The sequence below is a fragment of the Microcoleus sp. CAWBG58 genome (assembly GCF_020883045.1).
In the GTDB taxonomy this organism is placed as follows: Bacteria; Cyanobacteriota; Cyanobacteriia; order Cyanobacteriales; family Microcoleaceae; genus Microcoleus.
Genome location: NZ_JAHRFA010000107.1, coordinates 1 through 20478, shown reverse-complemented (window position 1 = coordinate 20478; position 20478 = coordinate 1). Strand labels below are relative to the sequence as shown.

Sequence of the window (20478 nt, the reverse complement as noted above, 5' to 3'; positions counted from 1 at the left end):
GAAGTAGGAAACATTAGCTATTTGACGCAAACAGCATTTTTCAAATAATGGAGATAATCGAGTAGATTTCTTGACCTCTAATTTTTCGGCCTGTTTTTCAGTAATTCTTAGTTCACCTATACAGCTTTTTACTGTGCGGGGTCGTCCTTGTTGTGTTCCTGTTGCTTCTTTGATAAAAAAAAACCGATTTGTGGGCCCAATGTTTCAAGCCATTGTTGCCTGAGATGTTTTTCCATATTTTCCAGACTGGTCAGTTCACTTGGGGGTGTATTGTTATACCAAATTTTAGCAATTTCTGCCGCACAGGATTCCAACCGTTCTAGTTCTTCAGGGGTCATGGCTCTTTTTCTCGACTTTTTTGACGCTTTTATTGATTTTAACTATTTTACACTTATTCAATACTTCGGACAGTTTTTTAACTACTCTGTAAGCCTTACAGCGTAAGCCCTGGCATTTTTAATGTTTTTTTGAAACGAGCGGGCGCTTACTCAAAGATTGAAAAAATACCCATCCCTATAGCCATCAAGGGTTGAGATACTCGATTAGATCTAAAACTGTCCGAAGTATTGAAGCAAGGTACTTTAAAAATTAGGATTAAAGTTGTGACTCACCTTCAAAAACTGGGTGGCATCGCGGCATTCATCAATATCATTGTGGTGATGGCAACATTGGCTACAGTAATTTTTTTAATTGGATTTTCGGCGATCGCCGATCCGAATAAATTAATAGACTTAGCAATCCACAACCCTGCACCGTTGCTGATCGAAGATGGCTTAAAGTTAGTCTCTGCGGTAATTTCCAGTGTGCTGATTTTGGCGCTAGCAAACTATTTAGGGCGTGACGCTTCAGCCTTGCTCTCAGTTGCAACTGGGTTTGGCTTTCTCTCTGTTTTGTGCTTGGTTGGTAATGCTACTCTCAGTTTGTATGCGATTTCCCAGGCTTCTACATATGACCAATCAGCATTATCTGGTAGCCATCTCCATAGCATGATTGGTATTCTAGCAGTGGCGGCAATCAGTCTAGATGGTTTGTGGTTTTTGTTGGTGAGTTGGACTGCACTCAAGAGCCAGCAGCTACCCAATTCCTTGTGTTATCTGGGCTTAGGAATGGGGGTTCTCAGTCTGGTGCCACCTCTAGGAATAATTGTGTTGTTGTTGAGTATGGTGTGGTCAGTGTGGATGGGGCAAGTGTTGTTGAAGGAAGAGTCAATGGGCTAACAATTCAAACTGCAAGAAAACGCGGAATTGGAACGCCATCATCAAGCCCAACGCATTCCGATTGCGATCGGGCGATGCAGTCATAAATGTGGAGCAGAATAACAAAATCTAACCAGCCTCTGGCAATTAGACCGATCGAAAATTCAGCATGAATTATGGATAATCAAGCCGATCGCATTACTACCCCGATCAACCTACACCGCGGCCTCGACCGTAAAGGGCCTGGTGATGCAGACTTCACACGCAACATATTGTGCAATCTTCCTTCTTTGCCACCAAAGCCGCGAATCGCCGACCTTGGTTGTGGAAACGGCGCTGGCGCGTTGCTGCTGGCTGAACACTACCAATGCACTGTCATGGCGGTGGATTCTTCGTCCGTTTTTATTGAAGAACTCACCGTCCGCGCCAAGCAGGCTGGTCTTGAGTCTCTCATCATTCCGATTCATGGTGACATGGCTAAACTCGATCGGCCAGTTGCCTCGGTTGACCTTCTTTGGTCTGAGGGCGCTGCATATAACCTCGGATTTGAACGCGCCCTTCGACTCTGGCGACCCTTGCTGGCAAATAATGGTATCGCCGTTGTCTCAGAGTTGAGTTGGTTTACCGATCGAGTCCCAGAGCCTGCGATCGCCTATTGGCAAAAAGTCTATCCGATGATGGGCACCGAGGTTGAAAATATTTCTCGTGCCGATCGAGCTGGCTTCAGTGTGCTTTCCACCCACAGATTGCCTAGTAGTGCTTGGTGGATGAATTACTACAATCCTCTACGCGATCGAATGAAGCAGATCGAAATTACCCCAGCTACTCAATCAGTTATTCATGAAACCGAAGAGGAGATGGCAGTATTCGAGACATTCAGCAATTTCTATGGCTATACTTTCTATGTTCTGCGGGCAACGTAGGGTAAAGCAGCGTAAGGGATAAAGCGATCGACCAATTGCTCCAAGTGACCGATCGATGTAACGGCCCACTCCCTACACAGAGGGTCAGTTAGAAAAGCGGCAAGCCTTTCTCCCGAAGATCCCCCTTTCGGATAAGATCAGATACGCAGCAACCAATGCCGTGTGTCAGCCTAGTCTGAAGACACAGGGTTTTTATACTTACTGGAGTTTTTTATGAGCCAAGACGACATTTTTGCTAGAGTCAAGAAAATTGTGGCCGATCAACTAGAAGTCGATCCCAGCGAAGTCAAGCCAGAAGCCAACTTTGCTAACGATTTAGGAGCAGATTCCCTAGATACAGTAGAGCTGGTCATGGCCTTGGAAGAAGAGTTTGATATTGAAATTCCCGACGAAGCAGCCGAAGCAATTACTACGGTTCAAGCTTCTGTAGATTTCATCAGCAGCAAACTTGCAGCTCCAAAAGCATAAAATACCTGTCTTTTCCCCTAAGAGGAGAGAAGTTAAAAAACTAACAACTCCTCTTTTGTTCTGCGTTCTGGGTGTTTAATTTTTTGAAACTGAAATCATGACAAATTTAGAGCGTAAGCGCGTTGTTATCACGGGTCTCGGCGCGATTACACCGATCGGCAATACCTTGTCTGAATATTGGGACGGGTTGCTGGCCGGGAAGAATGGCATCGGCCCGATCACCTTGTTCGATGCGTCGCGGCACGACTGCCGGATTGCTGGAGAGGTGAAGGGTTACGACCCTCACGAGTATTTAGAGCGCAAGGAAGCAAAGCGGATGGATCGCTTTGCTCAATTTGGGGTATCAGCGAGCAAACAAGCTCTGGCTGATGCGAAGTTTGAGATTAACGACCTGAACGCAGAACAGGTGGGTGTCATTCTTGGCACCGGCATTGGTGGCCTGAAGGTTTTAGAAGACCAACAAGAGATCTATTTGACTCGCGGCCCCGATCGATGCAGCCCGTTTATGATTCCCATGATGATTGCGAATATGGCCGCAGGCCTGACGGCGATTCAAACGGGCGCCAAGGGGCCGAACTCTTGCACGGTGACAGCCTGCGCTGCCGGCTCAAACGCGGTGGGCGATGCGTTTCGCCTAGTTCAGGGCGGTTATGCCCAAGCCATGATTTGCGGCGGTACCGAAGCGGCGGTAACTCCTTTGTGTGTGGCGGGTTTTGCTGCGGCGAGGGCGCTTTCGACTCGCAATGATGACCCGACTCATGCTTGCCGTCCGTTCGATCGCGATCGTGATGGTTTTGTCGTCGGCGAAGGTGCTGGTATTCTGCTTTTAGAAGAAATGGAACACGCTTTGGCACGAGGGGCCAGAATTTACGCAGAAATCGTCGGCTACGGTTTAACCTGCGATGCGTATCACATGACATCCCCAGTACCGGGGGGCGAAGGTGCATCGCGGGCGATCGCTTTAGCGCTCAAGGATGCTGGTTTGACGCCGGATCGAGTGAGCTATATCAACGCTCACGGCACGAGCACGCTTCCTAACGATTCTACGGAAACGAAGGCAATTAAGAAGGTTTTGGGAGAAAGCGCTTACAAAGTAGCAATTAGTTCTACCAAGTCCATGACCGGCCATCTTTTGGGCGGTTCTGGGGGAATTGAGGCGGTGGCAACTGTAATGGCGATCGCCAACGATAAAGTCCCGCCGACAATCAATCTAGAAAATCCCGATCCTGAGTGCGATTTAGATTACATTCCCCATACCAGTCGCGATCTAAAAGTTGACGTGGCGCTGTCTAATTCCTTTGGATTCGGTGGCCACAACGTGACGCTGGCTTTCAAGAAGTTTGTGCAGTAACGGACAATTTGAAAGTCGAGAGTTAAAAGGTGAAAAATCAATTTTTCACCTTTGTAGGGTAGGCATCTTGCCTGCCCTAACTTTCTGAAGTATAACCGGAGCGATCGTATGAATCAACCAATTATTCGATTTCTGACAACCAAGAATTATAAGAATTTACACCTAGATCCATCTGTAAATTTAAACAACCTTAATATATTTATCGGCTCAAACGGTTCAGGCAAAAGCAATTTCATTAGTTGTTTAAAATTTTTAAAAGATTGCCTAATTGCTATGCCCGATGAAAATCGGGGCGTGAGTAGTTTTGAGGATGCTATTTCTAAATTTGGTGGCGATAAAATCTTAGATGTCAATGTTGAAAGTCCAGCAAAAGTCAGTATTGCCTACTGTTTTTCGCAAATTAACCAAACTGGTAATCCTCAAAAAGACAGCGCAATTCTTGATTTCAAACTTTATATCGATCGACAAAAAGTAAGGGCGAGCCTCTCTGAAGAATATCTGTATGGCGGAGAAGATTTGCAGGAAACTTCTTCCAGCAAGCAACCTTTCTATTACTATGAATTACATGAAAGAGAATTAGGGCAAGGCTTTTTATATGTTAACAATTCTCCCGGTCAAGAGTCAACTCAGGTTCAACTTTTAGATAACATTCCTACAAATTCTTTGGGTTTATTGACAATTCCTATACTCCTTGAAAATAGTCAATTTCCCCCAGAAGATACACGACCTGTTTACAAAATTAGAAGAAAATTAATTGAATTAATTTCAAAATGGCAATTTTATAATGCCAATAACATGAATTTGAATTTAATTAGAACCGTAGAGCCTAAAATAGGTGGAAGTGATATTTACCTATCTGCATCTGGAGATAATCTGCCCTTAGTTTTGGAGAATTTAAGCCACAATATCGACTTTGAAGATAGCCTGAACGAGGCGATGAAATCGATATTACCAAAAACTCGTCGCCTTAGACCTGTACGTTCTGGTCGCTTATCTCTCACTGTAGAATGGCATTTTGAAGGTATCAAAGAAGCATTTTACCTTAATGAAATGTCAGATGGAACAGTAAGGATGCTTTGTTGGGCAACTATCTTACATTCTCCACTGCTTCCTTCTTTGATAGTCATTGATGAACCGGAATTAGGATTGCACGTATCGTGGATGCCAATTTTAGCTGAGTGGATTAAAAAAGCTGCGACAAAAACTCAGATAATTATTACCACCCATAGCCCCGACCTTTTAGATCACTTTACCGATCGTTTAGAGAACGTTCTTTGTTTTTATCCCGAAAATAGAACCCATTTCTCAGTCAAATCTCTTTCAAAAGAACTGCTGGAGCCAAAACTTGAAGAGGGATGGGAATTAGGTGACTTATATCGTGTTGGCGATCCTAGTATTGGAGGATGGCCGTGGTAGTGTGGGTTTTCTCTGGTGGCGGTCAGGCTGAGGTTAGAGGATTCTTTCCTTTTTTAGAAAAAACTTTTCCTGGGTGTATATTTATACGAAAAACGCCAGCCCGTCAAAAACCTGGCCCTAGAGCTAATCAGGCAGGTAGTTATGGCAGAACAGGTAAAAGTTTAATTGAACAAATCAAGCAAGAATTGCCCATTGCCTTAAAAGCAGAACCAAATAAATGCGACTTGATTTTAGTTTTCGATGATTTGGATTGTCGCGATTCTCAGATCCAAAAATCAAAAATATTGACAGAGTTATCAAAAATACCAGAATGTGCTGACATCGAAAAATTTGTTGGGTTTGCCGCGCCGGAAATCGAAGCTTGGATTATTGCTGATTGGAATAATTCAATAGCTAAAAATTCAGATTTTCGAGGCAAAAGACATGAACGGATGCGTTGGTGGCTGAGTACAAAAATAAAAGTGCCTTTTGATAGTCCAGAATCATTTAGTGAATATGATTCTGATAAAGATAGCTGCCGAGAAAAGCTATCAGATGTATTAATTGCTTCAACAATTGTTGAACATGAGAGTAATCTCGATAAAGAACGCTTTTCTAAAGGAGATCATACTCCTTTACTATTGATGGCAATCGATCCGAATGAAGTCCAGAAAAAATGTCCGTTATTTCGCGAACTCTATAACTATCTCAATAATTTTTGTCGTTCTTCTTAGCCTATTCTCCCGGTAACAACTCCAACCGATAGCGGTACAAAGCCACAGGATGCCCCCCAGCAGCAAAATAATCCGGGTCTTGCGGCGACAAATAAATCGCTGTCACCTGATCGGCTTCAATTTTTTGACTCGCAGAATCGCTATTTTCCCCATCTCCAACAACTCGATAAGCCGTGGTTGTTTCCACCTCATTTAAATAAATATCAGTCTCGCCCCGAAACACCTGCTGAGAAATTTCTGTAGATACAAACTCCCGAGGATTCGGCGTTTCTGTGCCGCGACTGGTGACAATCGAGATCAGTTGGCGATCGCCCTTGAGTATGGTAATCTGACGGTTGGGATTGTTCGGATCGACTTTCACCGAAAGTACGCCACCGTTGCCTAAATAGGCTTTGGCGATGTTTAAACCGTTAAAATTGCGATCGGCTACAATTTTAGGAGCTTTTTTAGATATATAATTAGAAATTAAGCCAATATTTTTTTCAGGTTGAAATCGAACTTTAAACAATACTGGCTGCTGCAAATACTGGCGGTTTTTTTCAAATCCAGGCGTGACAATATTTGGGGCTAAAGGAGATGCTAAATCTATTAAAGTGCTGGCAACATTCCAACTTCCTGCCATCCAGTCTGGATACACTAAATCTCCCTTAGCTACGGCGATGGGAGGCTTGCTATCCGAATTGGGAAAACTGGAAATGCGATCGCCCAAAACCCCCGCCCTCGCACCGCCACCCCACAGCAACACCAGTAAAACCAGACAAAAACCCCAAATTACCTTCATACCAAATTACATTCACACAGCTAACTTTATATTTTTCTCTAATTCGTTCGTAGTGAGGACTTCAGTCCTTCTTTTTGCGGACTGAAGTCCTCACTACGAACCTTTTTTGTCTGTTGGTTTTAAATTGCCTCAACTGGTGTAGGTTCCCAAACCTCCCCGTATTTTTCCTTCAATTCGTGCCAGTTTTCCACCTGTCCTGGTTCGTATTCACCAGGTTTTCCCCACTGCAAAAACGCGCTCAACGCAGCATCATTTTGCTCGTCCAGAAAACGAATTGCATAAGTTGTAAAATTGCCTCTTTTTGCCTCGCCAGTCTCAAATTTCACTTGTTTAATTTTGTCCATATTTAGATGGAACTCAAATATTTCGGCGTGCATATTTGCATATTTTCCCTTGGGCAACTCTGCATAAAACAGCTTGTGAATTGAACCGCGCACTTCCAGTACAGCGGCGCTGCTAGTCACGATTAAACGCAGCGTTCCCAATTTTTCGCAAGCTTCTAAGAATTCTTTCAGGTTAGGCATAATTTAATTTGGGAATTGGGAATTGGGCATGGGGCATTGGGCATTAGGGCATTGGAAATTAGAACCAGTAACCAATAACAACCAATGACAACTGTCAACTGTCAACTGTCAACTGTCAACTAAGAGGGCTCTCCCGGGGGCACTGCCCCTACAACTGTCAACTGTCAACTGACTACTGTCAACTGACTATTTTTCGTGCAATTCGTAAGCAGCGACAATCCGCTGTACTAGCGGGTGTCTCACCACATCTGACTGATTGAATTCACAGAAAGCAATGCCTTCAACGTTACCCAGAATTTTTTGAGCAACTGACAGTCCCGACTGTTGGTTTGGTGGCAAATCTGTTTGAGTGATATCGCCCGTTACTACCATTTTCGATCGAAATCCCAGACGAGTCAACACCATTTTCATCTGAGCAGGTGTTGTATTTTGAGCTTCGTCTAAAATTACGAAAGCATTGCTGAGAGTACGCCCTCGCATATAAGCTAAAGGAGCTACTTCGATCAAGCCTCTTTCCATTAAATCGGCCATTTTTTCGGGGTCGATTATTTCTTGGAGGGCATCGTAAAGCGGGCGCAAATAGGGATCGACTTTTTGCTGCAAATCTCCTGGCAAAAATCCTAATTTTTCGCCTGCTTCTACGGCGGGCCTGGTTAAAATCAGTCGTTCGTACTGCTTGCTTAACAGTGCTTGCACTGCGAAAATAGCTGCTAGAAATGTTTTTCCAGTACCAGCGGGGCCGATGCAAAATGTTAAGTCGTGGGTGCGTACTGCTTGGACGTACTGCCGCTGTTTGAAGGTTTTGGCTCTTATTTCTTCGCCGCGGCGGGTTTTGGCGAGTACGTCTCGTTGCAAGTCTTGCAAATCTTCTTGGCGGTTGGTATCCAATGCGTAGCGCGCTGTTTGGATTTCTACTCCGGTGATGGTTTTGCCGGATTTCCAATAGTCGGAGAGCGATCGCACTAATTTATGACACAATTCTACTTGAGTTTTTGTGCCGGAAATCAGCAGTTCTTGCCCTCGCATTACGAGGTTGGCGCCGGTTTGCTTAGAGATAATTTTCAAGTTTTCTTCTTGATTGCCAGCCAGCGACATAGCGCTTTGATTGCTCGGTAACTCTATTGTTAGTTTTTCAGTCATGCCAGCATGAGCTCCTCCAAGTAAGCAATTAAAAGTTAACAATCAGCTTTGTTTTACGAACAAAAAGACGCCCGGTACTAGATTTTACCTAGTATCTCAGGCGTCTTTTCTGTTTAAATCGCAAATGAGTTTGGTGCTTGAGGCACAAATCAAATCTCCCTTCTTTGAAGTCAGGCAACTTTAGATTTTAGATTTTAGATTTTAGATTTTAGATTTTAGATTTTAGATTTACCCGATCCCGCTGAGATTTTAGATTTAAAATTTTACATTTTTGTCCGATCGCAAAACTGGGAATCTCAAATCAAATAGGGTTTGTAACACAAAGTCTACAACAGGCAATCTAAAATCTAAAATTGTCTCTCATTCAGCAGTTAATAACCGGGAGTATTTCTGCTCGTTCTAAACGTAGGTGTGTTAGTACGGCGAGGTTGTTCTCTCGGGGTTCTGCTAGGTAAGGGAGTCGGCGACGGAGGCCCACTCCGAGGTCGGAAGTCTCCCCCATCGCGCCTACCGCGATCCGGACGATCGCGATCCGGACGATCGCGATCCGGACGATCGCGATCGCCCCTAGGTAGCCCGGAGTTGCGATCGCCTGCTTCGCCATCGTATATATCTAAGTACAGCGACTGGCCCGCCGTTTGCGCCACCGCTTCGAGGGTAGTTCTGATTGCCTGAATATTGCGTCCGCCCCTACCGTAAACCCGCCCTTTATCGGGATCTTCAAAAGCGAGCCGAACCCAGACCCGGGATTGGCGCGGGTGCAGTTCGCAATCAACTCGCAAAGAGCCGGGCGACTCTAAAAAAGACCCAATTAAAAACTTAACCAGTCCAGCATAGTTGGGACTAGCTGACTGCTGCTGTGCTGGATTCAACGTTGGCTCCGGCTCCGACTTGTTCAAATACATTCGCTTTTCTCAGGATGTCACGCACGGTGTCAGTTGGCTGAGCGCCTTCTTGCAGGCGCTTGACAATCGCTGGAACATCCAGCCTGGTTTCATTATTTCTGGGGTTGTAGAAGCCGAGTTCTTCTAGGGGACGGCCGTCGCGGCGGGTAGAGCTGTTCATCGCTACAATCCGGTAGCTGGTCTCGCGTTTTTTCCCGTATCTCTTCAATCGCAGTTTGATCATCTTCTTGCACAATAGTCCTATCCCAATTGTGACATATTCTATGCGCGAAATCTCATATTATGCTGTGGGGCATCGGCCTTCCCAGGGCATCGGGCATCGGCCTTCCCAGGGCATCGGGCATCGGCCTTCCCAGGGCATCGAGCATCGGCCTTCCCAGGGCATCGGGCATCGGGCCTAAAAGCATGAATCTGCCAACTGTCAACTGTCAACTGTCAACTCTCAACTGACGTTAACCTCCGAGCAAAATATCGCTGCGATTTGCTGCCCCCAAAGCTGGTTTAGCGCCGTCAATGTGCGGTGTAATTGCTAGCGGCAGGGCCGGTGCAGTACCCCACTGCTTCACCAATTTTTGCAGAAATATATCTTGCTGCGCTCTCAAAGAGTCCCAATCGGTGCCGCGATTAATAATTGCAAACCAAACTAAACCCCGATCGCGCGTGGGTATCGCTCCAGCTAAAGCTATCACGGTATCTAAGGTACCTGTTTTCACTACAGCCGACGGCGGAATATGCCGGTATTCCAAAGTTCCTAGATCGCGCCCGGACACCGGAAACAAGTCAGCAACAGTCAGCCCCGTAGTCTGAAGGTTGCGCGCGATCGCCTGCATCATCCCGCAAGCAGCCCTCGGAGACATCCGATTTTCCACTCCCAATCCCGAACCGTTAATTAATTGAAGTTCCGCCGCCGGCACCCCCGCCGCCCAAGTCGCTTGCTGCTGGACTATTTTGTGCCCGCCCAAATTGTCTGCCAGTATTTGGGCGATTTCATTGTCGCTGTGGACGTTCATCTGCTTGAGAATTTCGGGTAAAGGGAGCGATCGGCGTTTTAGCAGCAATTGTCCCGATCTCACAAATTTTTCAGCAATCACCATACCGGCGATCGTTACTTGCGGCTTTCTCGTTCTCGGAGCCATCTTAGAATATATTGCCAGCACGTCAGAAGGCCAACTGCGCCCATCGAGAGCCTGCCGCAGACCCTCCCCCGCAGCCAAAGGATCCGACTGGTAATTCATGCGGAAATTGCCTGTTACGACTAAGTTACCCGCCACGCGATCGATACCCATTTGATTGAGAGCATTACCAACGGCGATCGCCTCTTGCCACACAAACAACGGATCGCCGCCACCACTGACAACCAAATCTCCTTGCAACACCCGATTCCTAATCGGCCCGGTTCCCCGGAACCGTGTTTCAAACTGATGCTCGGTGCCCCAAGTTTCCAGCGAAGCTAGAGAAGTTGCAATCTTAGTCAGCGAAGCCCCTGGCATCAGTACCTTTCCCTGCTGACTTACCAGCGGCACCATTCCGGCTTGTACCCAAACTCCCTGATTGCCCTCTATCAGATTTTTTGCCTTCAAATCTTTTAAATATTCCTCCACTGCGGCGGATGTCGGCAAGTCTCGATTTGCTGCATCTACTCCTCCAAAAGCCAGCTCTTCGGCCACCACTAAGCCGGGTATCCCTCCCCGCCAAGCCAGTAGCGACACAGCATTGGGCGCGGCACTGCGTACCCCAGCCATGTCCAGCCACAGAGACATGATTCCTGAGCTAAATAAATCCAGCATTTTTTACTCCTGATAGTCAGTCAATCGATTTGAGATTTTAGATTTGAGAATTACTCCACACTTCAATCTGGGAGCTTGAACTAGGCCTAAAATTTTGGGGTTCCCGACGAGCCTGAGAAAGCAAGTACCCGTTGTTGGGCGGGTCATGTAAACTATTCGGTTGAGTTTTTCAATTGGCAGTGAAGTCGCGACAAATTCTATCAGAGTAGTGCGAAATAGCGATCGTCCGATCGAGCGCGAGCAGATTTTAACGATCGATCTGCACTTGTGGATGCAGAAATAGCGATCGTCCGATCGAGCGCGAGCAGATTTTAGCGATCGATTCGCACTTCTGTATGCAGAAATAGCGATCGTCCGATCGAGCAGGAGCAGATTTTAGCGATTTATTGGCACTTCTGGATGCAGGCTCACGATCCGCAAGAAACGGGTACAACGCCCCGACGCCATTCGTGGATGCTCCCAAAATTTTAGACCCAAGTTGCCGATCCCAGATTTAAGGCTGTAACTCAATCTCCAATGCTCCAATACGAAAATCGGCTGACTTCCTGGTAGAATTTTTAGTGTTTCTCAAACATTGGTCAATGGGATCGACACGCGCAAGAATTGCAATAGACGCTATGGGTGGGGATCATGCCCCCGCCGAAGTTGTAGCTGGAGCGCTTAAGGCACAAGAAGAATTAGGCGTAGAGATTTTGCTGGTGGGCGACCCGCAGCAAATAGAAGACTCGCTACGTCTTCAAGACGCGATCGGCCGCGTCTCTACAGGTCAGCTAGAAATCGTTCCTTCAGAAGGAACGGTGGAAATGCACGAAGAACCTCTAAGTGCCCTCAAACGCAAGCCCAAAGCTTCGATTAACGTAGCCATGAACTTGGTGAAGCAGCAGCAGGCTGATGCTGTGGTGTCCGCCGGTCACTCCGGTGCGGCAATGGCGGCTGCCCTACTGAGGTTGGGGCGACTACCTGGAATCGATCGCCCCGCGATCGGTGCGGTTTTGCCGACAATGGTACCGGGTACCTCTGTACTCATTCTCGATGTCGGCGCTAATGTGGACTGCCGCCCCAAATTTTTGGAGCAGTTTGCTCTGATGGGAACTATTTACAGCCAGTGCGTGCTGGGCGTCGCCGAACCAAAAATCGGCCTGCTAAACATTGGCGAAGAACCTTCTAAAGGCAACGACGCTGCGGTGCGAACTCACCAGTTATTGGTGGACAATCCCAACATTCCTTTTGTAGGCAATGCCGAAGGCCGCGACGTACTGTCGGGGAACTTTGACGTGATTGTCTGCGACGGGTTTGTCGGCAACGTGTTGTTGAAGTTTGCCGAAGCAGTCGGCGAAGTCGTAGTCCAGGTGCTCAAGGAAGAGTTGGTCAAAGGGCTCCAACATCAAATTAACGATCCTATGTTGCAAGACAGCCTCAAGGGGTTCAAGCAGCGGGTAGACCACGTTGAACATGGTGGCGGTTTGCTGTTGGGCGTTGCTGGAGTTTGCATTATCAGCCACGGTTCGTCTCAAGCTGCCTCGATTTTTAATGCCATTCGTTTGGCAAAAGGGGCTATTGACAACCAAGTGCTGGAGCGAATTAGATCGTCCAATCGCGAAAGCGCTGTGGAACAAGAAGCTTTCAACAGTTGACAATTGACAGTTGACAGTTGACAGTTTGAGAGCCACTTCTACCTATAGGTCAGAGGGTTGGAGTAATGAATAGTCTGATTTTAATTTCTCCCTCAAAGGGTTCCGGCTTTCAACCAATTCTTTCTTGTAAATTAGAAGCAGTCTCGCCTTTCCTAGCATTAGACGATCTTGGGCATAGAGTTCGCGGGCGTTCGTGATTCCTTTTTATATAAGGGAATTGCGAATTGCGCTCGATCTTACCTCACAGCAGTTGAAAACCGTTATAAGGAATTAAGAATTAAAAATGTCAAATTAAAAATGCCGATTTAAACCAACGGTTTTGCTTAAAAACAAAGTAATTTCAGAAGTTTAAAAATAATTTTAATTTTAATTTTTTAATTTTTAATTTCTCGATTTATCGCTCATAAATGGAGAGGAATGTTGCAGCAATCAGGGTTCGGCATTGCCGTCACGGGTAGCGGCTCTTGTACACCGCAGGTTTCGCTAGATAATAACGGTTTGAGTCAGATTGTAGAAACGTCTGACGAGTGGATTGCGGCGCGAACGGGCATTCGATCGCGCAGGCTGGCGGACGATCGCACTTCTTTGTGCGATTTGGCATCGGAGGCATCCCGCAGGGCGATCGCCATGGCAGAAATTTCGCCGACAGATATCGATTTGATTATTTTGGCCACATCAAGCCCTGACGATTTGTTCGGCACTGCCGGCAAAATTCAATATCAGTTGGGCGCTACAAAAGCTGTGGCTTTCGATTTGACAGCAGCTTGTTCGGGATTTGTGTTTGGTTTAGTTACAGCCTCGCAATTCATTCGGACAGGGGTTTATCAAAATGTTTTGCTGATCGGAGCAGATATTTTATCTCGCTGGGTGAATTGGTCAGATCGGGGTACTTGCATTTTATTTGGAGACGGTGCAGGTGCGGTGGTATTGCAGGCTTCAGAGGTCGATCGATTTTTGGGATTTGAAATTCGCAGCGACGGCACGCAAAATTCGTCTCTCACTTTAGCCTACAAAGCCGAGTCAAAATCATTAATTGAGGGCGTGAATATCGGACAAGGTGGATTTGAGCCGATCGCCATGAACGGTCAAGAAATCTATCGCTTTGCCGTCAAGAAAGTGCCGGAAGTCATAGAAAAAGCGATGTTTCGGGCAAATATCAGCGCCGAAAAAATTGACTGGCTGCTGTTGCACCAAGCCAATCAACGGATTCTCGATGCAGTTGCCCAAAGGCTCAAGATTCCCCCGGAAAAAGTAATCAGCAATTTAGCAAATTACGGCAATACCTCAGCAGCTTCAATTCCGCTTGCCTTAGACGAATCGGTGCGTCTGGGTAAAGTTAAATCTGGCGACACAATTGCTGCGGCTGGTTTCGGTGCAGGTTTGAGCTGGGGGGCGGCGATTTTTCAATGGGGAAGTTCATCAGTTGACAGTTGACAATTGACAGTTGACAGCTACCCATAGCCGTTGATAAAAGAGGATTGGAGCAATGAATCATTTTGTTTGATTTCCCCTAAACGGGGAGGCTTGAGACCCAATTCTCAGGCGTGATATTTCCTCGACTGTAAACTTCCTCCGATAATTGTTGGAAGTTCAACCCTTGAAAAAAAAATCCTTTAATACGCCATGTATAGGGTAAGGTGCGCGAGGGTGCACCAGTCGGACAGGATTGATTGGCGATCGCCTCCCGATCGGGAAAATCCTCTATTTTTCGATCGACTTTCCCCAGCTAGAAGGTTAAAAATTGTGCTACGGCGATCGATCTGAATTAAAGTAGCAAAAAAAATATAAACCTCCAAAAAGCACAGTTATATGTTATAATTGTGAGTCGCGAGTAGATAGTTCGTGAACCGAAAGATAGCGGAGACCAGCCAGCGAACTCAGAAGCGGGAAACAAAGAATTTTTGCAATCACTTTCTTAGCAACCACCAATTAGCAGATTACCGGAAAAATGACTAAAACAGCATGGGTATTTCCCGGACAAGGTTCCCAGGCGATCGGGATGGGTGCAGACTTATTAAACTTGCCAGCAGCCAAAGCTAAATTTGAGCTGGCTAAAGAAATTTTAGGCTGGTCTGTCCCTGAAGTTTGCCAAAAAGAAGAAGCAAAACTATCTCAGACTCTCTACACTCAGCCTTGCTTGTTCGTAGTAGAAAGCATTTTGGCTGACTTAATGCGAGAAAAGAGCGATCGACCCGCAGTAGTTGCCGGTCACAGTTTAGGAGAATATGTTGCCCTGTACGCAGCAGGCGTCTTTGATTTTGAAACGGGATTGCGCTTAGTCAAACGCCGCGCCGAACTGATGGAGACTGCCTCCGGCGGGCAAATGGTAGCGTTGATCGGCTTCGACAGGCAGGAATTAGAACTGCAAATTCAATACAGCCGAGATGTGGTGCTCGCCAACGACAACAGCGAAGCACAAGTGGTGATTTCTGGCACGCCGGCAGCAGTGGAAGATTTGCTAGCCAAAATAAAAGTCAAACGCGCGGTTAAATTGAATGTTTCCGGTGCGTTTCACTCTCCCCTGATGGCATCAGTGGCCGCAGACTTTCAACTAGCGTTAAAGTCGGCAAGGTTTTCTGATGCTAAAATGCTGGTACTTTCCAACTCAGAACCGACAGCGACTACTAGCGCAGCTACTTTAAAACAGCGGTTGAATTATCAAATGACTAAAGGCGTGCGCTGGCGAGAAATCTCCCTGCAATTGCCACAACAAGGAATCGATCGCGTCGTGGAAATTGGCCCTGGCAAAGTTCTCACAGGTTTGATCAAACGGACTTGTCCCAATTTAGCGCTGGTAAATGTCAGCAGTTTTGCAGATTTGCCAGCTTAATCTATTGTTAACCGATGCTTAAGCTGTAGGCTGTAAAATAGAGTTAATTGGCCGTACAATTGCCGAAAAATAAATAGCACAACAGGAAAATTTTACGATGACCTGTTGTGCAAATTGCCGCTCGACAATCCAAACAGCTAAAAATCGCGATTAAAAATAATCTATATATCGATCGCCCTTGAGGTCTATCGGCAAATTTTTGATGTACACTAGGCGTAAAAACCAAGCTTATCTAGTATTTTTTATGAAAAAAGTCCTTTACTGGCTGATGGGCGAAAAGGCAGGTAGAACGATCGTCGGGACGTGGAACTGGCTCTGGGGAATACCCGTAGAATCTGGCGGTAAGGTGTCGGTGGCGGTGGCCGAAGAGTCGCTGCGATCGATGCAAGAGTCCGTCCAAAAGCTCGCAGAAGCAGTTTCTAAACAAGTTGCAGCCTACCAGCGCACCAAAACAAAATATGAAGAAAAAGTTAGAGAGATGCAAACTTTAGAGCGCCAAGCCAAGACAGCCAACCGTAACGGCAACGAAGAAGCAGCCCGCTTAGCCATATCTAAGGTAATTCAGATAGAAAAAATCCTGCCGCAGTACGAAGATGCAGTAAAACAAGCCGAACAGTTTGTGAACGCTTCCAAAGACAAGCTGAATCGAGAGCGCACGAAGCTGGAAGCCTACAAAACCGATATGCAAAACATGAAAGATATGGCAGAGATTAACGAAGCTCTCGGCGCCATATCCAAAGTCAACAACGATCTTAATATTGATTCAGCTCGATCGCAATTTGAACAAGCCAAAAATGCCGTCGAAAAGCATAACCTCGAACAGCAAGCTTTAGCAGAAATATCTGAAAACCCCCAAGAAAGACTTCAGGCAGAATTAGAAAACATGACCGAAGATGATGAAGTCAGTCGCAGGCTGCAAATGTTAGACGATTCCGACGATAAACAACTTCCCAACTAAGGAGAATTTATGGCTAAGAGTAGCGGGCCTCCGCCCATAGTTTTTATTTTGTTATTTCTGCTGCTCGCCGGTGGTGGTTGGTTCTTTTTTCTGAACAAACCAGCGGCACAGGATGCTAATAATACACCCACTCCCGCTCCCGCAGGCAGTAGTGGAGCCAATCTGCCTCCCGTCGCGCCTGTCGCCGGTACAGCATCGCCTGTTGCTGCTAGTTCCTTTGCACTACCAGTTGCCGTACCTGCGGGCACGGCGGTGAGAATTGACGGTTCTACCAGCATGGTGACAATCAATCTCAACCTCAAGAACGGCTTTCAAGCCAAGTTTCCCGGCACTACAGTCGATGCCAAAGCAAATGGTTCTGCAAAAGGAATTCAGGATTTGGTGGCGGGAACAGCCGATATTGCCGCGATATCGACCCCTTTGAATGCTCAAGACCAAGCTAAGGGTTTGGCAGCAGTGCCCGTTGCTTTAGATAGAATTGCGATCGTAGTCGGCACTAACAACCCGTTTCAGGGAGGCTTAACTGCTGCTCAAGTGCAAGATATCTTTAAGGGAACTACTCAAGACTGGTCGAAAGTCGGTGGGCCAGCAGGCCAGATTAAGGTAATTAACAGGCCCGAAATTAGCGGAACTCACCAAACTTTTAAAGAACAAGTGCTCGGAGGCGGTAGTTTTGGTACTGGGCCAAATTTTAGTACGCTCGATCGAGATGCGACAACTCCGCTGCTGCAAGCTTTAGGCAACAACGGCATCGGCTATGCCACTTTCGCTCAAGTTGTCAATCAGAAAACGGTGCGAGTTGTCCCCGTAGACGCTACGACGCCGGAAGCCCCCAATTATCGCTATCAGCGCCAGTTGTACTACGCTTACAAAAATCCCCCCAGCCAAGCGGTTAAGGATTTCTTGGGTTACGCGACTTCGCCTGAAGGACAAAAAGCGATGCTGGCCGGAAATTGAAGGTTGGCAAAAGAATTCGCCAGACTGAAGTCTGGCGCTACACAAACAAAGTCCGCCTCCGCGGACTATATTCTTCAGCCTCGCGTTGCGCGGGCTTTGTTTTTGTAGAAGCGGTTTCAACCGCCGAATCATCTGATAGGCTAATATTCGATGTAATTTAAAATCTCAGGTTTTCCGTGAGCAAAAGTCGCGAACCAGTCGAAAGTTTACTTCTTTACTATTTATTCAAGTGGTCAATTGTCAGCCCGATGCTGCACCTTTACTTTCGGGGGCGCATCTACGGTGCAGAAAATGTGCCAGCAGAAGGCCCCTTTGTGGTAGTCAGCAATCATGCCAGCGATTTTGACCCGCCGATTTTATCTAGTTCCATGAGGCGGCCGGTGGCATTTATGGCAAAGGAAGAGTTATTTAAAGTTCCTATTTTGAAACAGGCAATTACGCTTTATGGTGCCTATCCAGTGAAGCGAGAAAGTGCCGATCGCAGTGCAATTCGCTCGGCTATCCAGTCCTTAGAAAATGGATGGGCTACGGGTGTATTTTTGCAGGGAACTCGGACGCCAGACGGTAGAATTACTGACCCGAAATTGGGGGCTGCGCTGATAGCTGCTAAGGCAAAAGCACCGCTGTTACCTGTTAGTTTGTGGGGAACTGACGCGATCGCGTCCAAAGGTTCGATAGTGCCGCGTCCGGTGCCGCTGACGGTGCGAATTGGCAAGCTAATTGAGGCGCCCGCTTCGTCGGATCGCGCGGAATTGGAAGCGCTGACTCAAAGATGTGCAACTGAGATTAATGCGATGCACGATTTGGGTCGCTAACAGTATAAAAAATCTCCATCCGCAATTTGGATGTTCAAGAGATATCTCCAAAAAATATCTACTTGTTAACTGGCTTGCGATCGCGCTTTTTGCATAACAGACTCTATATACTCTGCTTTGCCGCTTGTGTATGCTTCCCGGTTTGTCGAAAAGCGTTGAGCAAGCTGGCGTTTCAATTGTGCATAACGCACTGCTTCGTCGGCATGCTTGCAGAGATAGTCTTGAAAAAGCAAACGCTCCCACTGCAAGCTGTCTGGCTCAACCATGTGGACGTGATGAGTGCGGGGACTGTTTGGCGGTAAACCTTTGACAAAAAACATCCGTTGAGGATCGGGATTGTCAAACCAATAAGCATAGCCTAACGTTTCTAACCCAGAAACAGCAACTTGCTTTGCTTCTGCAAGCGAACGTACACCTATTAATAAATCAACGATCGGTTTTGCAGCTAAACCCGGTACTGCCGTGCTCCCAAAATGCTCGATGCGAGTGATGATATTTTGGTCTAAAACCTTGCGTATGCGTGCAGATTCTTGTTGAAAAAGCAGCGGCCAGTGCGGATCGTACTCGACGATGACTATTTCATCCATACAAACTTAGAATTGACACTCTCAGGTCTTTCATACGCTGAGATTCTGCGGACAAAGTAAGCTTGGGTGTTACCCAAAGTCTAACTCTCGCTACGGTCGTCAAAGACCGTCTACCCAGTTGGTCAAGGTTTACACCTAACTTACTGGCTACTTTTCTCAAAATATTGGCAGCACCATTTAGATCTGCATTCACAATGCTTCCATTATTTGACTGATAGAGTCCACGTTTAATCCGTTTTCCAGATGCTTTCCACCCAGTTGGTTTTTCACCATACTTAGGCAGGGAGTCCCCATCCAAAAAACTAGATTTCGATGTATATGCTTCTTCAGTTTCAACAAATCTGACACCCTGCAAATCGCACAGTTCTTTTAACCTATTTTTCAGTTTACCTAAAGGCATTTGAACAAACTTTTGATTGTTCACTTTGCCGAGATTACTGTTAGACTTAAAACCTTCATTCCACCCAATTATCAGTGTGCCAATTCTGTATTTTAAGCAATGGTTGACAATTAACTTTGCAGATTTATTAACACCATCACGCATTTGGTGATTGCGTTTGCGAGTTACACGGTCTAGCCAATTATCCCAATAACCTTCTGGTTTTCCTTCTTTTCTAGTTGCTACTTTTTTATTCCACAATTGATTCATCGACTTCATTGCACGAGAATCAATTAAGAAAGAGTTTCCTAATGTATCGACACAGGCTGCTAGATTATCAGCAGTTCCCAAATCAATTGATAATGCTTGATCAATGTCCAGACTATGTTGTTGTTTCTCAACCTCGTAGGACATCTCCAGGTAAAAAACGCCATTTTTAGGAAGAATCGTAAACTCTTTTACCTTGGAAAAATCAAGATTTGAAGGCATAGGTAGAAAGAATTCAGAAACTCCAAGCCATCGCTTCACCGTTAAACCCAAGGAAAATCTTAGTTGATAATCAACAAGTTTGGGTCTTAATCCTCCAGAATTAGGATAAGCTACTTTGAACAATTTAGAGCCTATCAGGTATCCGGGTGGCTTGGGCTTAAAATGCAATTGACCTTTGATATATAAATCTCTTAATTCTTTAAAAGATTTCAAGGCTTCTGTGACTGACATCAATGTTTGCTGCATTGGCGTTGATGGCAACGACTTAGCAACCATTGATTTTGTAACTGACTGCTCAAAAGATAAGTCAAACTTTCCAGTTAACAGTTTTCCAGTTTTGAAAAAAGTCTGACGAGCTAAATAAACACCACTATTATACAGTTTACCTGATTGTTGACAGAGATACTCTAACAATGCTTGAACTTCTTTGGTTGGAGATAGCAATACTTGCTGAACTCCCATTGTCTTTTTTGTTTTATTCACCTCTGTTTTCCTGAATATTCGCCAGTTCAAATCTGAAGTGCAACACCCAGGAGTTTGACCAAGGGGGACTCACAGGGATAGTCTAATGTTTACCACAACAAAAGGACACCCCCATGAGCTACACCCATCTTACTCTTTCTGA

Annotated in this window: 25 protein-coding genes; 15 read left to right on the top strand and 10 right to left on the bottom strand. The window is 46.0% G+C overall.

The window, feature by feature from the left end:
* Window positions 1-128 precede the first annotated feature (128 nt).
* Entirely contained in the window at window positions 129-338 is a 210-nt protein-coding gene (locus tag QZ918_RS29715) for a hypothetical protein (RefSeq protein WP_293341845.1), read from the bottom strand.
* Between the two features lie 264 nt (window positions 339-602).
* Here QZ918_RS29715 and QZ918_RS29710 point away from each other — a divergent pair, with 264 nt between their 5' ends.
* The 6 genes from QZ918_RS29710 (at window position 603) to QZ918_RS29685 (ending at window position 6067) form a co-directional block, all read left to right on the top strand.
* A complete protein-coding gene (locus QZ918_RS29710) occupies window positions 603-1217 on the top strand; it encodes a hypothetical protein (protein ID WP_293341842.1) in 615 nt (204 codons plus the stop codon).
* 269 nt (window positions 1218-1486) lie between these two features.
* Entirely contained in the window at window positions 1487-2119 is a 633-nt protein-coding gene (locus tag QZ918_RS29705; protein WP_293341839.1) for an SAM-dependent methyltransferase, read from the top strand.
* Window positions 2120-2332: 213 nt separating this feature from the next.
* A complete protein-coding gene (gene acpP, locus QZ918_RS29700) occupies window positions 2333-2587 on the top strand; it encodes an acyl carrier protein (protein ID WP_194068168.1) in 255 nt (84 codons plus the stop codon).
* A gap of 97 nt (window positions 2588-2684) precedes the next feature.
* Window positions 2685-3938, top strand: a complete 1254-nt coding sequence (gene fabF / locus QZ918_RS29695) for a beta-ketoacyl-ACP synthase II (RefSeq protein ID WP_293341836.1) — start codon at window positions 2685-2687, stop codon at window positions 3936-3938.
* Window positions 3939-4046: 108 nt separating this feature from the next.
* A complete protein-coding gene (locus tag QZ918_RS29690; RefSeq protein WP_293341833.1) occupies window positions 4047-5354 on the top strand; it encodes an AAA family ATPase in 1308 nt (435 codons plus the stop codon).
* Window positions 5342-6067, top strand: coding sequence for a DUF4276 family protein (locus QZ918_RS29685; protein WP_293341830.1), 726 nt, complete (start codon window positions 5342-5344; stop codon window positions 6065-6067). The genes QZ918_RS29690 and QZ918_RS29685 overlap by 13 nt, the downstream gene beginning before the upstream one ends.
* A gap of 1 nt (window position 6068) precedes the next feature.
* Here the strand turns inward: QZ918_RS29685 and QZ918_RS29680 are convergent, their stop codons facing one another.
* The 5 genes from QZ918_RS29680 to rpsP form a co-directional block, all read right to left on the bottom strand.
* Window positions 6069-6848: a DUF6816 family protein gene (locus QZ918_RS29680; protein ID WP_293341827.1), complete on the bottom strand. Its 780-nt coding sequence runs from the start codon at window positions 6846-6848 to the stop codon at window positions 6069-6071.
* A 119-nt stretch (window positions 6849-6967) separates the two neighbouring features.
* Entirely contained in the window at window positions 6968-7372 is a 405-nt protein-coding gene (locus tag QZ918_RS29675; protein WP_293157391.1) for a ChuX/HutX family heme-like substrate-binding protein, read from the bottom strand.
* A 186-nt stretch (window positions 7373-7558) separates the two neighbouring features.
* The gene (locus QZ918_RS29670; RefSeq protein ID WP_293157394.1) at window positions 7559-8512 is read right to left on the bottom strand and encodes a PhoH family protein; all 954 of its coding nucleotides are present in this window, start codon (window positions 8510-8512) and stop codon (window positions 7559-7561) included.
* 371 nt (window positions 8513-8883) lie between these two features.
* Window positions 8884-9384, bottom strand: coding sequence for a KH domain-containing protein (locus QZ918_RS29665; RefSeq protein ID WP_293157397.1), 501 nt, complete (start codon window positions 9382-9384; stop codon window positions 8884-8886).
* Window positions 9356-9640, bottom strand: a complete 285-nt coding sequence (gene rpsP, locus QZ918_RS29660) for a 30S ribosomal protein S16 (protein WP_293157400.1) — start codon at window positions 9638-9640, stop codon at window positions 9356-9358. The genes QZ918_RS29665 and rpsP overlap by 29 nt, the downstream gene beginning before the upstream one ends.
* Before the next feature lie 59 nt (window positions 9641-9699).
* Between rpsP and QZ918_RS29655 the strand changes: the two genes are divergently transcribed.
* Window positions 9700-9867 carry a hypothetical protein gene (locus tag QZ918_RS29655; RefSeq protein WP_293341819.1) on the top strand — a complete coding sequence of 56 codons (168 nt, stop codon included), beginning with the start codon at window positions 9700-9702 and terminating at the stop codon, window positions 9865-9867.
* A 2-nt stretch (window positions 9868-9869) separates the two neighbouring features.
* Here the strand turns inward: QZ918_RS29655 and QZ918_RS29650 are convergent, their stop codons facing one another.
* Both QZ918_RS29650 and QZ918_RS29645 read right to left on the bottom strand, forming a co-directional pair.
* Window positions 9870-11204 (bottom strand): D-alanyl-D-alanine carboxypeptidase, encoded by a 1335-nt coding sequence (locus QZ918_RS29650; protein WP_293341816.1) that lies wholly within the window; start codon window positions 11202-11204, stop codon window positions 9870-9872.
* Between the two features lie 247 nt (window positions 11205-11451).
* Window positions 11452-11667, bottom strand: coding sequence for a hypothetical protein (locus tag QZ918_RS29645; protein WP_293341813.1), 216 nt, complete (start codon window positions 11665-11667; stop codon window positions 11452-11454).
* 118 nt (window positions 11668-11785) lie between these two features.
* Here QZ918_RS29645 and plsX point away from each other — a divergent pair, with 118 nt between their 5' ends.
* From plsX to QZ918_RS29605, 8 genes are all read left to right on the top strand, one after another.
* The gene (plsX, locus tag QZ918_RS29640; RefSeq protein WP_293341810.1) at window positions 11786-12838 is read left to right on the top strand and encodes a phosphate acyltransferase PlsX; all 1053 of its coding nucleotides are present in this window, start codon (window positions 11786-11788) and stop codon (window positions 12836-12838) included.
* Window positions 12839-12903: 65 nt separating this feature from the next.
* A complete protein-coding gene (locus QZ918_RS29635) occupies window positions 12904-13035 on the top strand; it encodes a hypothetical protein (RefSeq protein WP_293341807.1) in 132 nt (43 codons plus the stop codon).
* A 220-nt stretch (window positions 13036-13255) separates the two neighbouring features.
* Entirely contained in the window at window positions 13256-14272 is a 1017-nt protein-coding gene (locus tag QZ918_RS29630) for a beta-ketoacyl-ACP synthase III (protein WP_293341805.1), read from the top strand.
* A 189-nt stretch (window positions 14273-14461) separates the two neighbouring features.
* Window positions 14462-14602: a hypothetical protein gene (locus tag QZ918_RS29625; RefSeq protein ID WP_293341802.1), complete on the top strand. Its 141-nt coding sequence runs from the start codon at window positions 14462-14464 to the stop codon at window positions 14600-14602.
* Window positions 14603-14786: 184 nt separating this feature from the next.
* Window positions 14787-15668, top strand: a complete 882-nt coding sequence (gene fabD, locus QZ918_RS29620; protein WP_293157419.1) for an ACP S-malonyltransferase — start codon at window positions 14787-14789, stop codon at window positions 15666-15668.
* Window positions 15669-15912: 244 nt separating this feature from the next.
* Window positions 15913-16626, top strand: coding sequence for a PspA/IM30 family protein (locus tag QZ918_RS29615; protein ID WP_293341799.1), 714 nt, complete (start codon window positions 15913-15915; stop codon window positions 16624-16626).
* 9 nt (window positions 16627-16635) lie between these two features.
* On the top strand, window positions 16636-17583 hold the full coding sequence (locus QZ918_RS29610) for a phosphate ABC transporter substrate-binding protein (RefSeq protein ID WP_293157425.1): 948 nt from the start codon (window positions 16636-16638) through the stop codon (window positions 17581-17583).
* A gap of 176 nt (window positions 17584-17759) precedes the next feature.
* Window positions 17760-18398 carry a lysophospholipid acyltransferase family protein gene (locus QZ918_RS29605; RefSeq protein ID WP_293157428.1) on the top strand — a complete coding sequence of 213 codons (639 nt, stop codon included), beginning with the start codon at window positions 17760-17762 and terminating at the stop codon, window positions 18396-18398.
* Window positions 18399-18463: 65 nt separating this feature from the next.
* On the opposite strand, the gene QZ918_RS29600 is transcribed toward QZ918_RS29605, so the two are convergent.
* Both QZ918_RS29600 and QZ918_RS29595 read right to left on the bottom strand, forming a co-directional pair.
* On the bottom strand, window positions 18464-18985 hold the full coding sequence (locus QZ918_RS29600) for a GrpB family protein (protein ID WP_293341796.1): 522 nt from the start codon (window positions 18983-18985) through the stop codon (window positions 18464-18466).
* Window positions 18978-20336, bottom strand: coding sequence for an RNA-guided endonuclease InsQ/TnpB family protein (locus QZ918_RS29595; RefSeq protein WP_293341793.1), 1359 nt, complete (start codon window positions 20334-20336; stop codon window positions 18978-18980). Before QZ918_RS29595 ends, QZ918_RS29600 begins: the two co-directional genes overlap by 8 nt.
* Window positions 20337-20478: the final 142 nt, after the last annotated feature.

Coding starts and splice junctions, on each gene's coding strand:
- QZ918_RS29600 (WP_293341796.1), bottom strand. CDS start 18,985: ATGGATGAAATAGTCATCGTCGAGTACGATCCGCACTGGCCGCTGCTT.
- QZ918_RS29655 (WP_293341819.1), top strand. CDS start 9,700: ATGCTGTGGGGCATCGGCCTTCCCAGGGCATCGGGCATCGGCCTTCCC.
- plsX (WP_293341810.1), top strand. CDS start 11,786: ATGGGATCGACACGCGCAAGAATTGCAATAGACGCTATGGGTGGGGAT.
- QZ918_RS29675 (WP_293157391.1), bottom strand. CDS start 7,372: ATGCCTAACCTGAAAGAATTCTTAGAAGCTTGCGAAAAATTGGGAACG.
- QZ918_RS29670 (WP_293157394.1), bottom strand. CDS start 8,512: ATGACTGAAAAACTAACAATAGAGTTACCGAGCAATCAAAGCGCTATG.
- QZ918_RS29630 (WP_293341805.1), top strand. CDS start 13,256: ATGTTGCAGCAATCAGGGTTCGGCATTGCCGTCACGGGTAGCGGCTCT.
- QZ918_RS29680 (WP_293341827.1), bottom strand. CDS start 6,848: ATGAAGGTAATTTGGGGTTTTTGTCTGGTTTTACTGGTGTTGCTGTGG.
- QZ918_RS29690 (WP_293341833.1), top strand. CDS start 4,047: ATGAATCAACCAATTATTCGATTTCTGACAACCAAGAATTATAAGAAT.
- fabD (WP_293157419.1), top strand. CDS start 14,787: ATGACTAAAACAGCATGGGTATTTCCCGGACAAGGTTCCCAGGCGATC.
- QZ918_RS29635 (WP_293341807.1), top strand. CDS start 12,904: ATGAATAGTCTGATTTTAATTTCTCCCTCAAAGGGTTCCGGCTTTCAA.
- QZ918_RS29650 (WP_293341816.1), bottom strand. CDS start 11,204: ATGCTGGATTTATTTAGCTCAGGAATCATGTCTCTGTGGCTGGACATG.
- acpP (WP_194068168.1), top strand. CDS start 2,333: ATGAGCCAAGACGACATTTTTGCTAGAGTCAAGAAAATTGTGGCCGAT.
- fabF (WP_293341836.1), top strand. CDS start 2,685: ATGACAAATTTAGAGCGTAAGCGCGTTGTTATCACGGGTCTCGGCGCG.
- QZ918_RS29685 (WP_293341830.1), top strand. CDS start 5,342: ATGGCCGTGGTAGTGTGGGTTTTCTCTGGTGGCGGTCAGGCTGAGGTT.
- QZ918_RS29715 (WP_293341845.1), bottom strand. CDS start 338: ATGACCCCTGAAGAACTAGAACGGTTGGAATCCTGTGCGGCAGAAATT.
- QZ918_RS29610 (WP_293157425.1), top strand. CDS start 16,636: ATGGCTAAGAGTAGCGGGCCTCCGCCCATAGTTTTTATTTTGTTATTT.
- QZ918_RS29615 (WP_293341799.1), top strand. CDS start 15,913: ATGAAAAAAGTCCTTTACTGGCTGATGGGCGAAAAGGCAGGTAGAACG.
- rpsP (WP_293157400.1), bottom strand. CDS start 9,640: ATGATCAAACTGCGATTGAAGAGATACGGGAAAAAACGCGAGACCAGC.
- QZ918_RS29625 (WP_293341802.1), top strand. CDS start 14,462: ATGTATAGGGTAAGGTGCGCGAGGGTGCACCAGTCGGACAGGATTGAT.